The sequence below is a fragment of the Fibrobacter sp. genome (assembly GCF_045601785.1).
Taxonomy (GTDB): Bacteria; Fibrobacterota; Fibrobacteria; order Fibrobacterales; family Fibrobacteraceae; genus Fibrobacter.
Genome location: NZ_JAZSAF010000056.1, coordinates 37,321 through 52,706 on the forward strand (window position 1 = coordinate 37,321; position 15,386 = coordinate 52,706).

16 protein-coding genes and 1 riboswitch are annotated in these 15,386 nt (G+C 52.8%); of the genes, 8 read left to right on the forward strand and 8 right to left on the reverse strand.

Annotated elements, in window-relative coordinates; genetic code table 11:
* Positions 1–9 precede the first annotated feature (9 nt).
* Positions 10–237, forward strand: coding sequence for a hypothetical protein (locus ACKI61_RS08450; protein ID WP_407457304.1), 228 nt, complete (start codon positions 10–12; stop codon positions 235–237).
* Between the two features lie 50 nt (positions 238–287).
* On the opposite strand, the gene ACKI61_RS08455 is transcribed toward ACKI61_RS08450, so the two are convergent.
* From ACKI61_RS08455 to ACKI61_RS08480, 6 genes are all read right to left on the reverse strand, one after another.
* Positions 288–479 carry a hypothetical protein gene (locus ACKI61_RS08455; RefSeq protein WP_407457305.1) on the reverse strand — a complete coding sequence of 64 codons (192 nt, stop codon included), beginning with the start codon at positions 477–479 and terminating at the stop codon, positions 288–290.
* A gap of 137 nt (positions 480–616) precedes the next feature.
* Positions 617–916 (reverse strand): HU family DNA-binding protein, encoded by a 300-nt coding sequence (locus ACKI61_RS08460; RefSeq protein ID WP_072976487.1) that lies wholly within the window; start codon positions 914–916, stop codon positions 617–619.
* A 119-nt stretch (positions 917–1,035) separates the two neighbouring features.
* Positions 1,036–2,133, reverse strand: coding sequence for an AI-2E family transporter (locus ACKI61_RS08465; protein ID WP_407457306.1), 1,098 nt, complete (start codon positions 2,131–2,133; stop codon positions 1,036–1,038).
* Between the two features lie 22 nt (positions 2,134–2,155).
* Entirely contained in the window at positions 2,156–3,088 is a 933-nt protein-coding gene (locus ACKI61_RS08470) for a helix-turn-helix domain-containing protein (protein ID WP_407457307.1), read from the reverse strand.
* Complete coding sequence (locus ACKI61_RS08475) at positions 3,085–3,822, reverse strand: hypothetical protein (protein ID WP_407457308.1); 738 nt, start codon at positions 3,820–3,822, stop codon at positions 3,085–3,087. The genes ACKI61_RS08470 and ACKI61_RS08475 overlap by 4 nt, the downstream gene beginning before the upstream one ends.
* Positions 3,815–4,336 carry a hypothetical protein gene (locus ACKI61_RS08480; RefSeq protein WP_407457309.1) on the reverse strand — a complete coding sequence of 174 codons (522 nt, stop codon included), beginning with the start codon at positions 4,334–4,336 and terminating at the stop codon, positions 3,815–3,817. Before ACKI61_RS08480 ends, ACKI61_RS08475 begins: the two co-directional genes overlap by 8 nt.
* Before the next feature lie 182 nt (positions 4,337–4,518).
* Here ACKI61_RS08480 and ACKI61_RS08485 point away from each other — a divergent pair, with 182 nt between their 5' ends.
* On the forward strand, positions 4,519–5,343 hold the full coding sequence (locus ACKI61_RS08485) for a tetratricopeptide repeat protein (RefSeq protein WP_407457310.1): 825 nt from the start codon (positions 4,519–4,521) through the stop codon (positions 5,341–5,343).
* 114 nt (positions 5,344–5,457) lie between these two features.
* Entirely contained in the window at positions 5,458–6,468 is a 1,011-nt protein-coding gene (gene dusA / locus ACKI61_RS08490) for a tRNA dihydrouridine(20/20a) synthase DusA (protein WP_407457311.1), read from the forward strand.
* Between the two features lie 30 nt (positions 6,469–6,498).
* Here the strand turns inward: dusA and ACKI61_RS08495 are convergent, their stop codons facing one another.
* Together ACKI61_RS08495 and ACKI61_RS08500 are read right to left on the reverse strand one after the other, a co-directional pair.
* Positions 6,499–7,629 (reverse strand): hypothetical protein, encoded by a 1,131-nt coding sequence (locus tag ACKI61_RS08495; protein ID WP_407457312.1) that lies wholly within the window; start codon positions 7,627–7,629, stop codon positions 6,499–6,501.
* A 39-nt stretch (positions 7,630–7,668) separates the two neighbouring features.
* Positions 7,669–9,660, reverse strand: a complete 1,992-nt coding sequence (locus ACKI61_RS08500) for a TonB-dependent receptor (RefSeq protein ID WP_407457313.1) — start codon at positions 9,658–9,660, stop codon at positions 7,669–7,671.
* Between the two features lie 3 nt (positions 9,661–9,663).
* Positions 9,664–9,884: riboswitch (cobalamin riboswitch) on the reverse strand.
* Positions 9,885–9,923: 39 nt separating this feature from the next.
* Here ACKI61_RS08500 and nadA point away from each other — a divergent pair.
* The 5 genes from nadA to ACKI61_RS08525 form a co-directional block, all read left to right on the forward strand.
* On the forward strand, positions 9,924–10,940 hold the full coding sequence (gene nadA, locus ACKI61_RS08505; protein WP_407457314.1) for a quinolinate synthase NadA: 1,017 nt from the start codon (positions 9,924–9,926) through the stop codon (positions 10,938–10,940).
* A gap of 33 nt (positions 10,941–10,973) precedes the next feature.
* Complete coding sequence (locus ACKI61_RS08510; RefSeq protein WP_407457315.1) at positions 10,974–11,642, forward strand: outer membrane beta-barrel protein; 669 nt, start codon at positions 10,974–10,976, stop codon at positions 11,640–11,642.
* A 32-nt stretch (positions 11,643–11,674) separates the two neighbouring features.
* Positions 11,675–12,916 carry a DUF6588 family protein gene (locus ACKI61_RS08515; RefSeq protein ID WP_407457316.1) on the forward strand — a complete coding sequence of 414 codons (1,242 nt, stop codon included), beginning with the start codon at positions 11,675–11,677 and terminating at the stop codon, positions 12,914–12,916.
* A 53-nt stretch (positions 12,917–12,969) separates the two neighbouring features.
* Positions 12,970–14,505, forward strand: a complete 1,536-nt coding sequence (locus ACKI61_RS08520; protein ID WP_407457317.1) for a carbon starvation protein A — start codon at positions 12,970–12,972, stop codon at positions 14,503–14,505.
* Positions 14,506–15,386: helix-hairpin-helix domain-containing protein (locus ACKI61_RS08525; protein WP_407457318.1), on the forward strand; the 881-nt coding region annotated here is incomplete at its 3' end. It lies immediately after the preceding gene.

Consider the following 15,386-nt stretch of genomic DNA (forward strand, 5'->3'; position numbering starts at 1 on the left):
TGTGTTAAAATGGTGACCGCGCAACAAGTGCGCGGTGACAATGCCGGTAAAAAAAATGCTGAACTAAAAAGTCCAGCAAAAATAAAATCAGAAAAATTATCAACCTTGGAAAAACCCGTTGCAGTTGCGCAGTGGATTGCGCAGGTCTCGCAGCTCTGGGGCTTCGACATTGCAAGATTTTTGTTCATCTTCCTGTCTAATTCGCTCAAGGTTCAAACTTGCGCAAATATAGAATAATGCAAACCGCCTTGCAACGGAGCGCGACAAAAAAATGTAAAAAAGATTTCCTACAAAGCTATAGGATCGGTCGCTTCATCCACTTCGATGACGTCTTCACCCTCGTCGACTTCCTGACACATCTCAGAATCCGGATGCTTCGTGCATTCATCATCCTCGGAGCTCGTACTAGAGCTTCCGCAACCCACCAATACAGACACCAATGCCGCCGCAGCGACCAAGCCGAAGAATTTACGAGTCATAAGCCTCTCCTAATTATTTGACAATCAACAAGATAGTAAATAGCAAATAAAATTTTTGCCTGCGCGGGAATGACAAGGGCAAAAAAAAAGCACCCGGAAAATTCCGAGTGCGCAAGCAAATCGCTTTAAGAGCAAAATTACTTCTTAATCTTGGTCTTCTTAGCGGTTTCCTTGAGGCCAGCACCGACCTTGAAGGAAACAGTCTTGGAAGCCTTGATCTTGATCTTTTCACCGGTGAGCGGGTTGCGGCCTTCGCGAGCAGCACGTTCCTTAACGGAGAAAGTACCGAAACCGATCAACTGAACGAGACCGTCCTTCTTGATGCCAGCGGTGATACCGTCGAGAACGGCGTCAACGGCGCGAGCAGCAGCAGCCTTGGATTCAATGCCAGCTTCCTTGTTGGCGAGGATGGCTTCGATGAGATCTTGCTTATTCATTTTTTACTCCTTGAGTAGGTTTAAGAATGTTATGCGTATATTATACCTTTTTTTTTGCCACATGGGGAACTTTTCAAAAAAAAAAGTTTTTTTTCTCGATTTCCCGAAAGACCTTGAAATCAGGCCTCGGGCGGTGGTTCGGGCAAATCCTCGTCTTGTTCGAGCCCATCCGGCTGAAGCTTTCGGATGTACACCAGACACAGGCAAGTAAAGGGGATTGCAACAAGTAACCCTAAGAAGCCCAACAACTTACCCCACACAGACAGTGACAAAAGAATGCCCACGGGCGGCAGATTCATTGAGCCTCCGACAATACGGGGAACCAGGAAAAAGTCCTGAATTACCTGTACAACCAGGTATATGGAGCATATGATAAGGGCTACTTCCCAAAAGGGCATTCCTGTGTTCAGGGCATGCACCACGGCCAAAACGAGGGCCAACGGAATCGTCGTGAGCTGCAAGTAAGGGATCATGTTCAGGGAACCCGAGAACAGACCAAACGCCACCCCCATGGGAAGCCCCATGACTCCAAAGCCTATAGCATAAAGGACACCCACCGTCAACGCCACAAGAGACTGGGCTCGGAAATAGGTTCCCATGAAGCGGTCCGTTTCCTTCGCAAACGAAATGGCGCCATCTGCATATTTATCGGGAATCAGGCTAAACACGCCGCGGCGGAGTTTCGGCATGTCGAGCATGATGAACACCAGGTACATGAATATTACAGCCGCGCCAGAAAACCACAGAACAACCGTTCCCGTGTAGGAAAGAACTCCCCAGGCCCCCGGCAAAACCTTTCCGGCTACATTCTGCACTTCTCTCCAGAAGTCTAGATGCTGCATGGATGCGGCCAACTGGTCCCACGAGATCAAGGAGTGAATCGTCTCGTACAAGCCACCCGGCATCAAGGTCTCTATGCGAGACGCCCATTCCGAATCGTTGAAGACCTTCGCTATGAGCACTCCTAGATTCCGAACTTCGCTTACAACCATGGGAACGAACAAACGAAGTCCCCCACCAATGATCAATCCAAGCGCAAGCAACACAATGATCACCGCAATAATCCGGTGCTTCACACGCCGTTGCAACTTGTTCACCACAGGGTCCATGATGTAGGCCATAAGGAACGCGGCAAAAAAGGGAAACAGCACCCCCCGCAAGTAATACACCAACGCAATGCATACAGAGGCTATGAGCAATAGCCTGAGAAAACGCATGACTCTGTCTAAACTCCAATACCTAGTCATTTTCCCTCCTGTAAGACAAGGGTTTTACTCCGTAGACACGAACAAAATCTTTTTCAAAAGCAGTCGAATTTTTCGCGCCCACCGCCATCGCAATTTCTGCAACAGAACGATCCGTTGTCTTCAGCATTTCAGCTGCACGGGCCATACGTGATTTTAAGTCATTCTGCCTTTCGCGTCTGCGTCTTGCAAAACTTTCAGAGTCGCGCACAGCAAGGGCGACCACACCGGCATACATCAGAAGAACCACCACCAGGGCAACAATCATCAGCGCCTTGAAGTTCCGGTTCTCGCCCCACAGCTTGATGGAGCGGACGGTAATCTCGTCTGGAATTCCAAGCATCGTGCCTTCGCCATTGCAGATTTCGAAATACATGCCACGGTTCATGTAGCGTAGGCCGTCATCCTTCTCGAGTCCCTGCATGGCGAGCCACCATTCGGGCACCTTAAAGTCAAGCATCGAAATTGCGGCACCATTTTTTCCCACAGGCGACTGCGCCACCATGGGACGATAAGTCTGGTACACATTCTTCTGGCTATAGACGGGGTCATCGTTCAGGATTTTCACACCGATGCGGAGCATCCGCTCCGTTTCGACGTCAATCACCAGCGAATCGAAATCCGAAAAGTCAAAGAATCCCGAAGCAGGCCGATTGTTTACCGAGAGCAGGTTGATTCCCATTCCCGCATAGGGGTAGGCCTTGCCCGACCGGATATTCACCCGCGCCGAAATCACCGAATCCGTCTGGGTCAGTTCCACATTCGAGAATCCTCCCACCGTCGTGTCGGACACCGCATAGACCTGATACGTGCCTCCGGGGAACAGCACCTGTTCTGTCGCCCGAAATTGAACGAACAGGACCACCCAAACCGCAAGCAGCACCACAAAGGCAACGGACGCAATCACAATTTTTTTGAGGCAATTCATTTGTCCGATTCCAGCTTATCCTTGTGGAACGAATGGGTGCGGCCAATTGCCACAATCATGAGCCCAAGCATTACAAACATCACCACGCCAAAGGCAAAGTTGCTCACGCCTTTCGCGGTAACGGAGTAGATTTTGAGCGAGAAGCTTTTTCCATGCGGCTGGTTCCAGCCAGGAGCAATCTCTACGCGCGCCACGGTTTCCTGGTGACGGCGGTTGAGCGTGCGGTCGACATGTTCATCATCGAACCAGAAGTCCGGCGTGTAGAACTGTTCGAAGGGGATCGAAATGCGTTCGCGACCGCCAGAGAGCGAAAGTTCCTTCATCAGCAAGCGGAATGTACGAGGCTTCGTCGCGTCAGTCACATCTGGGTCGAACGTCCACACCTTCACAAGGATTTCCTTGGTTCCCTGAGACTCGACTTCAAACACAAGCGAATCGATAAAAGTCCAGTTGCGATACTCCGCTTTGTCACCTTGACTGAGGTCAAACAAAAGTCCACACCAGGCACTCTTGGCCGTATCGGCGCCCAGCATACAGCTAAACGAAAGCGACGAATCCGCCAAGGCGAAGGTCACCTCAGAAGATCCTCCATCGGCCTTGTCGTCATATTCAAAGACCGTCGCCCCATCATGCAGCGGAAAAACATTGTCAAAAAAATGCCTATCGGGCAGGGCAAAGTAGATACCCAGCACCACAGCGGCAATTGCCACGAGAATTACATAAGTCTTAGCCATTAGAATCTTCAGGTTCCAGAATCGGTTTCAAATGAAGGCTATACTGCACCAAATCCAGCGGATCTTCGGCGGGTTCCTTTTCACCCAAAAGCTTATTCACCAAGGCGTCAAGGGCTCTAATAAAGAAGAAATGATGCTTACCCTCTTTGGACGACTGCTGGAAAGGATGCTCCAAAGTTCGTTTCAAAAGCTGAATCGTCATCGAGGGCGTAAAATGGAACATCTTGCAGCAAGTCGTGATCTTGCCGTCGTAGCCGTAGTCCGGGAGTTTTCCTTGCACCAGAGGTTCGCCGTGATCAATGCAGCAAGGGTCTTCGCAAATGGGATCCTGCACATTCTTGGCAAGGAGCGCCTTGAGCCAAAGTTCACGCGACTTGTCCGTCAAATCGCTACGGAAAGCCATCGTCTGGTCACAAGGGAAAAAAGTGGAAAAACAATGGGAGCAAATACGCAAGTCCAGATGCTGGAACTTGATTTCTGCCACCTCCGATTTGCAATAAGGACAAGTACTCATGTAGGGGAATATAGTAATTAGGTCGGTCGCCTTCGGCTTCCTTTGGGGTTTGAGGTCGCGCCTATGGCGCTCTGGGGTATGAAATATGAGGAATTTTCTATCAATCGCTCAAAGGCACGCAGTGCCGACCTCATTACTCAAAGGGGCAACGCCCCGAGCTCATACCTTTCTATATTTAGCGTATGGCTAAAGTAGTTCAAATTACCGCTGAAAATTTTGAAACCGAGGTCGTTCAGGCCTCTGAAAATCGCGCCGTGGCGGTGCTTTTCTCTTCTGCAGAGTACCCCGACTGCGCACCGTATTCCCAATTGTTGGGCTCTCTTTCAACCAGCATGGACTTTACGCTCGGCGTCGTGAGCTGCGACGAACGCGAAAACATGCAGCTGATCCAGGCGTTCCGCGTGCGCTCGGTGCCCGAAGTTCACATTGTCGAAAAGGGCCAGATTGCAGATGTTATCCAGGGCGTTCTCCCCGAAGCAGACCTCAAAAAGCGCCTCGAAAAGTTCTTCATCAGCGACGAGGCCCGTTTCCAGATGGCCCTCGAAGACGCCATTGCCCAAAAGAATTTTGACCAGGCGCTCCCGATGCTCGACGAAGCGCTCGCCAAGACCCCCGACGACAAGAAGTTGCAGCTCTTGTGGGCCAAGGCAAGCCTCGGCATGGGCGACACCGAAAAAGCCAAGGAAGTCCTTGCCAAGTTTACCGAAGCCGACGACCAGTACCGCGAAGCGAAATCGCTGCTGGAACTTCTGGACTTTCACGCCGAAGCCGCCAAGAAGGACGTTCAGGGCAAGGAAGCAATCGTGTACCACGAAGCATGCAAGCTCGCTTGCGCCGAAGATTTTGAAAGTGCCTTGCAGGCATTCCTCAATCTGTACGTAGAAGCTCCGGAATGGAACGACGGTGCTGCAAAGAAGGCGATGCTTACTTTGTTCGGAGTCTTGGGGCCGAAGCACGAACTCACGTGGAAATACCGCGCCAAACTCAACACGATGATGTTTATTTAGTGGCAGTGGGGTCGAGCCTTCGGCTCTCTGAGGCATGAGCAATGAGCAAAAAAAACTCAAAGCGACCTCACAGTGCTTTAGCACGACCTCACACCTCAAAGCGAAGCGACCTCTATGAATCTTGACTTTAACCGCAGATTATCTATCGCCCCGATGCTTGACTGCACCGACCGTCACGAACGGTATTTCTTGCGGTTACTGTCGAAGCACATTCTGTTGTACAGCGAAATGGTCACGACCAATGCGTTGCTGCATACCGATCCGGACCAGTTCCTGCGCCATCAGGAATTCGAATACCCCGCGGTGCTGCAACTGGGCGGCTCTAATCCCGCCGATTTAGCCAAGTGCAGCAAGATGGTCGAGGAATCCGGCTTTCAGGAAGTCAACCTGAATTGCGGCTGCCCTTCGGACCGAGTGCAGAATGGCAACTTTGGCGCGTGCCTCATGAAAGACAAGAACCTGGTCGCTGATTGCTTCAAGGCCATGCAAGACGCCGTGAGCATTCCCGTGTCTATCAAGTGCCGTATCGGCGTCGACGAATTCGACTCCTGGGAATTTTTCCGCGACTTTATCGGTACCATCGCCGACGCGGGTTGCCACGTGTTCATTGTTCACGCCCGCAAGGCATGGCTCAAGGGCCTAAGTCCCAAGGAAAACCGCGAAGTTCCACCGCTGCACTATGACTTTGTGCACCGCCTCAAGGCCGAAATGCCTCAGCTGAATATTTCGATCAATGGCGGCATCAAAACGCTCGATCAGACGCTTGAGCAGCTGCAGGATTTAGATGGCGTAATGGTGGGCCGCGAAGCTTACGAAAATCCGTGGTTCCTGCGCGACGCCGACGAGAGAATTTTTGGCGACAAGAGCGACGTCATTGCGAGCGAAGCGAAGCAATCCACAGGATTCACCACCCGCAAGGCGTTGCTCGAAGCCTACCTCCCCTATGTAGAAATGGAAGCTGCCCGCGGCACTCCCGCCACGATTCTGGTGCGCCACATTTACGGACTTTTCAACGGCAAGCCCGGCGCACGCAAGTTCCGACAATACCTCGGCGAAAACGCCCCCAAAACAAATAACCCCGCGGAAATGATCCGCAGGGCCATGGATTTGGTCACAGAACCTTAGGTAAAGGCGGACATGAGTCCGCCCATTTTATTAGAACAAGGCGATGCTGTACGGAGCGAGAGCGCCCTTCGGCATCTTGGTCGATGTAGCCTTGTCTTCTTCGACAACCACAATGGCTTCTGCACCAAAAGTGCGGTCGCCAATGTAAAGCACGCCATTCTTCACAGCCAAGGAGCCAGAAGCGTCGGCCACATCCTTCACCTTCTTCACATTCTTGGAAGAAAGATTGATCTTCTTCAGTTCGGTAATGGCGGCATAGGTCACCGGATCGTAGCCCTGGTCAATCACGGCATACACGTCACCGTCTTCAACCGTTGCAAAGGAGATGCCGCCGTTCATGTCTTCGCCAGCAATGTAGAGTTCGGACTTCTTCTTGTCGAGATCGACCTTTTCAATGCCACGCTTGTCATCGGCATCAGTCCCGTTGGCAGTGTATTCGCCGTGGGTTGCCACATAGAGTTCTCCATCGGCAAGGAGAAGGTTCATCGGGTTCTGGGTTTCAAGCTGGATCGTGTCCTGCAGCTTGCCGCTAGAAGCATCGTAGATTGCGAGGAGACCCTTCGGGTAAGTAGTAGCCCAAGTGGCGGCGTCCATGGAATAGCGCTGCATCAGCACGTACAGATTGCCGTCGTCCAGCTCGATGTCAGCCACATACGGAGCAGATTCGCCCTTGGAGGCAAAGCCCTTCAACTTAATGGACTTGACGATCTTGCCGTCCGTCGTCGAAATCTTGATCAGGGAGTCGGCAGCCTGGAGAGCAACCCAAGCTTCGCTACCGTCGAACGCCATGTCGGCCGGATTGGAACCTTCGTCCAGAGAGACCTGCCAGTTCACGGCCTTCTTGGTTTCTGATTCGAGCTTTTCGGGATCCACCTGAGAAATGTTATCGGTACCGATGCCTTCGAGCACATAGAGCATGCCCTTGTTGGCAATAACCTTGGAGTTCTGGTAGAATTCAAGGCTCTTTTCGGAAATCTTGCCTTCCTTGTCGATCCAGCGAAGTTCACCCGTCTGGTAGTCGGAAGTGAACACGGCACCGGTCAGGGAAACTTCGACTTCCGGTTCTGAGCTGGAACTGGAATCGTCGCCACAAGCTGCGAGACCGAAGGCGAGGCCAAAAGCGGCCATGGCAAGCAGAGATTGTCTTTTGATCTTATTCATTTTTTTCCTTTTCTGGCTTTACGCTATTACGCGCGGGGGCTAGAACCCCTGTATGATGGTAAACTTGTATTCTCTCCCCGGCATCGGAAAGGGGGTGTAGAAATTTCGGTACTTTTGATCCGTGATGTTGTCCACAGAAAAAGCGAGCCGGGTCTTTTCGAACGGCGAGTAGGAAAGGTAGGCGCGGTGGGTCGCCACGGCTGGCTGCTCCATTTTGTTGGCTCGGTCGCTGTACATGACGCTGCGCCAATCCGACGCCCAGCTAAAGTCGAAATGGAGCGGCAAGTGGAGCGTCGCCTCGGCATAGTAGCTACGTTCCGGTTCGCCTGGGAGCATATTCCCCTTGTAGCTGTCCGTATGCGAGCGGTTTTCGGTTTTCTGGAAGGTGGCTCGCAACACGACATCCAAAAGCTTCGAGGGTGAGCTGTTCAGCTCCAGTTCCACGCCGCGAACCAGGGCATGGGAAATGTTTTCGGCATGCAGGTGCTCCACCACAATCATCCACGCAATTCCGTCTTCGATGTGCGACTCGAAATAGTTGGCCTGGAACGAAGTGCGCTTCCCCGGAAACATGTACATACCCGAAGCTTCGAAACGGGTCGCCTTTTCACGCTTCAATTTCGGATTCGAAAGCGCACCGGGGAACGTCCCGTAAAGTTCCATCAGCGCGGGCTGCTGGTAGAAGCGGCCAATCGACACTTCCCCCGTCAACGGAGAAGCCGCAGAACCCAACTTGGAATAGACCCTGCCGGCAAAAGTCACGTCGCGGTCGGATGCCTCTTCCAGGGTCCTGCCGCCCGTCGGCAAGATGAAAGTCCCTTCGTCAAGATGGTCCTTCAGCACATGGACTGAGCCTTCGCCACCGAGACCCGCATACTTGAAAAGCTGGTAGTACAGTTCGCCGGAGCCAAGGAAGTTCAATCGATCGAGCGCCCAGTCCTTCGAGTCTCCGCGGGCTTCGGCGCGTTCCCACTCGAAAGCGAAGCGGGTCGTCCCCTTCAGGCGTTCCACCGGTGAAAATTCCGCCCAGAATTCAGGAACCAGCTTATAGGTCGCGGTTCCGTACTCCAGGTACCTGGTGTTGGTGTAGCCCAGGTGATCCAGCGGATAATAGGAACTGGAGACGTTCTTGTCGAGCCGAGCCGAAATGCCGCCATAAAGGAACAGCCTGTCGTCGAAATACCCAACCGATTCGAGCCCGTAGCGGATAAACGCTGATTCACCCACGAACTTCGCGACCTTGGTCTGCTGCTGTTCCTTGCCAGGATTGCCGCTTTCGTTCCTGGAAGCCGACGCAGAAAGCGTCGAGAAGTACCCGTTCCCGTGCAGCATGCGGAACTGCACGTTGCCCGACACATCGGTGTACTGCGCATTTTCACGCGTGGCCGTGTAGTCGTCATCTTCGTTGTACTGGGTTCCGTTGCGGTTCAGGTATTCATAGTCATTATCGCTATGGCGTGTCGCAAAGGACGAGGCGAACATGATGCTGTCGGTCACGGGAGCACTTACCTGGAAGGAGCCTTCCCACAGGTTGTGGCTTCCGTAGGCGCCTAGGATGCGCCCACCCTTTTTTACCGCATTCTTCGTGACAAAGTTGATGGCACCGCCCAGGCCCGACACGCCGAACTTCGTCGGTACATTTCCTTTGTAGACTTCCACCTTTTCCATCTGGTTCAAGTCGATGGAACCCAGATTCACGGCCCCACCGCTCGCATCGTTCAGGGGAACTCCGTCGACGCAGATCATGATATTGCGTGCGGCCACGCCGCGCACCGACACCGTCTGAAAGCTTCCAAGGCCTCCCTGCTTGTACGACTGGATTCCAGGGAGCGTCGAAAGCAGGTCTGCTGCCGACAGCGACTTGCCTTCCCAAGCGGCAGAAGTAATTTCGGTGTAACTGGCGTTCTTCGTCAAAACGGCATCACTCTCGGCAACCACATCGGATACACCGAGATTCTGCACGGGTTCTCCCCATGCATAGCACCAAAAAACCGCAATCATAGCGGCCTTGTAGAATGACGTCGTTCGCATCGTTCCTCAAAAAGTGTTTCCCACAGTTCTTCTGGCTCGGGGCTCAATCTACTTCCGGCTCCTTCACACATGTAGTCCCTCGCGGTTTCCACGCATTGGCTTATGCCGGTTTCGTCCTCCCTTACAGCGGCGCGACCGCTCCCGGCTTTCACGGGATTCTCTCCGACCTTCGCAGTTTTCTGCTCCGGCGGGCTTTTCAGGGCACAGGAAACTTTTCGCGCACAAATATAGAAATATTTTTACAATTTGCTATATTTAGGGGCATGACAGCAGAAGAACTCTACAAACGTCTCAGCACCATTCAGCCGGGCGCCGTGCTTTGCACCTATTCCATGGAAAAATGCGAACAGATGCTCCCGCTCATCAACGAAATCAACGAGCTCAAGAAGGAACGCGATGCCGTGATTCTCGCCCACAGTTATGTGGCCCCCGAAATCATTCTGGGCGTTGCCGACTATGACGGCGACAGCTTCAAGCTGAGTCAGGACGCCACCAAGGTGAGCGCGAAGACGATAGTGTTCTCTGCCGTGCGCTTTATGGGCGAAACCGCCAAAATTTTGAACCCCACCAAGGACGTGCTCATTCCGGGCCCGCTTACGGGTTGCAGCCTCGCCGACTCCATTACCGGCGCCGAAGTCAAGGCCCTCCGCGAAAAGTACCCCGACCACACCTTCGTGTGCTACATCAACACCACCGCCGACGTGAAGGCGAACTGCGACGTGTGCGTCACCAGCAGCAACGTGATGAAGATTGTCTCTAGCCTCGAAAACGACAAGATCGTATTCGTGCCGGATGGCCTCATGGGCCAGAACCTCATCGACGAAATGCAGAAGCGCGGCATCAAGAAAGAAATCGTGCTCCACAGCGGCTGCTGCTACGTTCACGAGACCTACGATTCCGAACTCATCAACTTCTTCCGCAGCCAGAACCCGGGCCTCAAGGTGGTAAGCCACCCCGAATGCCACCCGGGCGTCGCACTCCTCAGCGACTACGTGGGCAGCACCGGCCAGATGGTAAGCTACATCAAGGAACAGCCCGAAGGCACGCCGTTCCTGCTTCTCACCGAATGCGGCCTGAACGCTCGCATGCAGTACGAATTTCCGAACAAGACCTTTATCGGCAGCTGCAGCATGTGCAAGTACATGAAGTCGAACTCGCTCGAAAACATTCTGGAAACCTTGCGTCATCCGGAAAAGGCGCAGCACGTAGAACTTGACGAAAACATTCGCGTTGCCGCCAAGAAGTGCATCGACGCCATGTTCTACTATGCCAGCAAGTAGTCCTGTAACGGGATTTGGGTTGGAAAAAAAGTCATGAAGAAGCTGAAAATAATTGCATTGTTGCTTTGCCTGTTCGTGGGCTTCGCTGCAGCCGAAGAATATTACTGGCCTAAGTCCTACTATGCACAAGTGGGCTTTGGTACGGTATTCTCCAACGGTGACTTCAACGAACGCGCCGTCAAGGGCGCCGACTCCGCCGGGGTCAAGGGAAAGATCTACCCGCCGGACTACGGATTTTTTCCGACTCCCGACTTTATGCTGGGAGTGAATCTCGGAGCTTTCTCGCTCGGCATCAGTTTTCAGTACTGGAGTTCAGAACAACCTTTGACCGATTACCCAGAAAAGGGCGACATGGACACCCGCATCTGGCGTGCCGGACTTGAGGTTACATACAACATATTCTATCCTGAAGATTTCCAGATCGGGCTCGGAGCCGGCTACTCCTACAGCAATGTCAAAGTCAAGGACGCTGCTATTTTCGGCAAGGATGTCTACGACGCCGACTTTATGGGTTCAGCCGTCGCCTTCATCGCCAATGTCCACTACTATTTCAGCGACCACCTTGCCGTCGTCCCCGCCGTCAAGGTATACGAGAACTGGTTCAAGAACGTCCACTGTTCCCGAATCGACAACAACGATCTCGATCCGTTCCTGTGGCAGACTTTCGTTCTGACTTCTGTATCGCTACAATACCAGTTCTAGGCACATTAATTTTTTTCTAAATTTGGAGCCGTATGAAAAAGGCTCTAATTGCAACACTTATTTTAAGTATTTCCGGTGCCTTCGCCATCGACGATAAAGGCTGGGCCACGACTTATGAATCCCTGAGCGCATTCGAAAGCGTCCATGCGCGTCCAGGCTATGTCAAGCCCATCATCGACAACCTTGGCAACGTTCTCAACAGCAACTGGTATGTAAGCGCAAGCGTTCCCCAAAGCCTTGCTGTCGAATTCGGCCTTCCCGTTTCCGTCATCTTTGTCGGAGACGATGACAGAAACTATACAGAGACATATACCGATCCCTATACAGGCGTAGGCTTCGATTACGAAACCCCGACCATTTTCGGAAGGCATCGCGACATGAGCCCCGAAAGTCAAGATCCGGTAGCCATGTTTTACGGCAGCAAGACCCTGAACGGGCTCGGAATTTTTACATACCCCTACCTGCAGGCGGGCGCAAGCTTCTACCACGCACGAATCGTATTCCGCGGTATGGTTTTACCCGCCATCAGCGAACTGCGCAAGTTCAACCTGTTCGGTTTCGGCCTACAATACAGCTTCGGACACTTTTTCCAATATATGCTGCCTCCCGCGGCTCAACCCCTTGATGTAAGCGTCGTATTCGGCTACAATACCAGTTCCATCGGATACCAGCCCGACAAGTACGAAGGTGAGCTGGACCTGGACGTTTCGGCCACCAACTTTTCGTTCGTTTTCGGATACAAGCCCTTTGACTTTTTCGAAGTCATGATGTCCCTCGGGTACCAGAGTGCCGAAATGAAATCTTATGGGCACCTTCTCTGCGTCGCCAAGGAATATGGACAGCCCACGGCAGAATACGGCGCGACAATCAATCCCGACATTACCGTCAAAGGCAACAACGGATTCCGTTTCGGGCTTGAAGTCGCTTTCCAGCTGGGCAAGACCTACCACCCCGTTGTCGGTCTCGATTACGCAGGCAAGTCGAGTTTCACGCTCAACGCTCTCTACCTGAGGCAACAATTCGGCGAAGACAAGACCCCCGACGAAATCGCCAAGGAAAAGGGCTATGTCCGTGGAGCCAAGCAAGAAGAAGCCCAGGCGGCAGAACCTGTCACAGAACCGGCAAGCGAAAACTCCGCAGAAGAAAATCAACCTGAAGACGTTTCTGACGAAGAAGCCACGGAAGAATCCGTAGAAGAAGCTCCGACAACTCCCGAAATCGAAGAACCCGCTGCAGAAGAAACTTCTACCGACGATTCCTTTAACGAAGAGTAAGGACATTCTACCGTCTACTTTCTACTTTTAACTTAAAACAAAGAAGGCATCACATGATTACATTCCTAATCGGTATCGCGATTCTTATCGGCGGATACTTTACTTACGGAAAATTCGTTGAACATGTCTTCGGCCCCGACGACCGCAAGACTCCCGCCGTAGAAAAGCCGGATGGCGTTGACCGCGTGGTACTTCCCCACTGGAAAAACATGCTCATTCAGCTTTTGAACATTGCAGGCATCGGTCCCGTGATTGGCGTGATTCTTGGCATCAAGTTCGGAGCCATCGTGTTCATTCTGCTCCCGCTCGGAAATGTGCTCGGCGGAGCGGTCCACGACTACTTTAGCGGCATGATCAGCATGCGCAATAACGGCTACAATGTGCCGGCACTTTCCCGCAAGTTCCTGGGCAAGGGTCCAGCCAAGGTCGTGATGACTCTGATTTCGATCGCCCTGATTTTGGTGGGCGCCGTCTTCACCAACACGCCAGCCGCTTTGATTAACACGCCAATTCTTGCGGGCTCTGCCGTGTCGCCCACCTTGTTCTGGGTCGCGGTCGCCTGCATTTTCGCCTACTACTTTGCAAGCACCTTCTTCCCCATCGACAAGATTATCGGACGCATCTATCCGATTTTCGGTGCGCTTTTGATTCTTGCTTCTCTCGCGATTTTCGTGGGCATTGTCCCGAACTTGAACGTTCTCGACGAATTCTGCTTTAACGACATCATGAGCAACTTCCACAAGCATCCGGCTGGCCAGCCGATTATCCCGATGCTCTTCGTGACCATTGCCTGCGGTATCATTAGCGGTTTCCACAGCACGCAGAGCCCGCTTGTCGCCCGTACCGAAGTCACCGAAAGAACAGGCCGTCAGACCTTCTACGGCATGATGATTATCGAAGGCCTGATCGGTATGGTTTGGGCCGCCGGCGGCATGTTCATTTACCACCAGATGCCGGAACTCCTGACTGGCGCTTCGGGCGTCAAGGTCTTGAGCGTCCTCGTTTCTACCGTGATTCCCTGGGCTCCGATTTCGGTTCTCGTTGTCGTGGGCGTGATTGTCCTTGCTATCACCAGTGGCGACACGAGCCTTAGAAGCCTACGCCTCACGATTGCAGAACTCACCGGCATGGAACAGACCTCCATTCGCAACCGTCTGCTCCTTACTGTGCCTATGTTCGCCATTTGCGCCATCATCATCTTCTGGAGCAATCTGAACCCCGAAGGATTCAATATCCTGTGGAATTACTTCAGCTGGAGCAACCAACTCATGGCCGTGTGCAGCCTTTGCGTGGCCACGGTTTACCTGCGCAGCAAAAAGAAAAACTTCTGGATTGCACTCATTCCGTGCATGTTCATGACCTTCATTACTTGCGACTATATTCTTTGGGTGAGCCCCGAAAACCTGAAGGGGGCTCCGCTGGGCTTCGGTCTCGACTACAAGACCGCCCTTGTGATTGCCCTGCACGACGCCGTCATTCTCGGATTCCTGCTTTGCACTAGGGGCAAGACGCTCACCAAGATGGAAGGTTTCGATCCTGACCGCTGGAACCCCGAACTGGACGAAGGCAAGGTCCCCAAAGCTCAATAAATGGTTCTCGAAGGCTCCGTCAAGTCCATTACCTTTCATAGTCCGCAGAACGGCTTCACCGTGCTGCGGCTTATTGATAGCAGTACCAAGAAGGTGGTGGTCGTTACGGGAACCTTGCCAGAACTTTCCGTAGGCGAAAATCTGCGTTTCGAAGGCGACTGGGGACGCCACCCTAAATTCGGTGAGCAATTCCAGGCCAAGCATTTCGAAATCGTCGAAACGCAAAGCAATAATCTGGAAGCCTACCTCGGCAGCGGGCTTTTCCCAGGAATAGGCCCCAAGACGGCTAAGGCCATCGTCGAAACTTTCGGCGACGAACTTCGCGACATTCTGGACTACGAGCCGGACCGTTTCCGAGTCAAGAAAATCAAGGGGCTTTCGGCCGCGAAGGTTGAACAGTTCCTTGCGAGTTGGCAAGAAAACCGCCACAGCCGCGAAACCTTGTTGTTCCTCTACAACCACGACATCACGGGCTCCGTCGCGAAAAAGCTATGGATGAAATTCGGGCAGGACACCATCAGCAAAATCCGCGAAAACCCCTACATTCTCTGCGAAGAAATCTGGGGAATCGGATTCCTGAAGGCCGACGAAATTGCGATGAAGGTGGGCATCCCGAAAGACAGTCCCATGCGCCTGCAAGAGGCGATTCTTTACTCGCTGCAAGAGGCTTCACTTTCAGACGGTCACTGCTACTTGCCGAGCAACGATTTAATCGGCCGAACCCTCAAGAATTTGCGCATCGACGTCACCGATGATGACGCCATCCAGAATCTGCTGGAGCAGTTCAAACGCATTTGCGAAGCGGGCCGCATCAAGCGCCACGGCGAAGACTGCTTTTTCCCGCCGCTCGATAACGCGGAGCAGAAAATCGCCGAAATCAT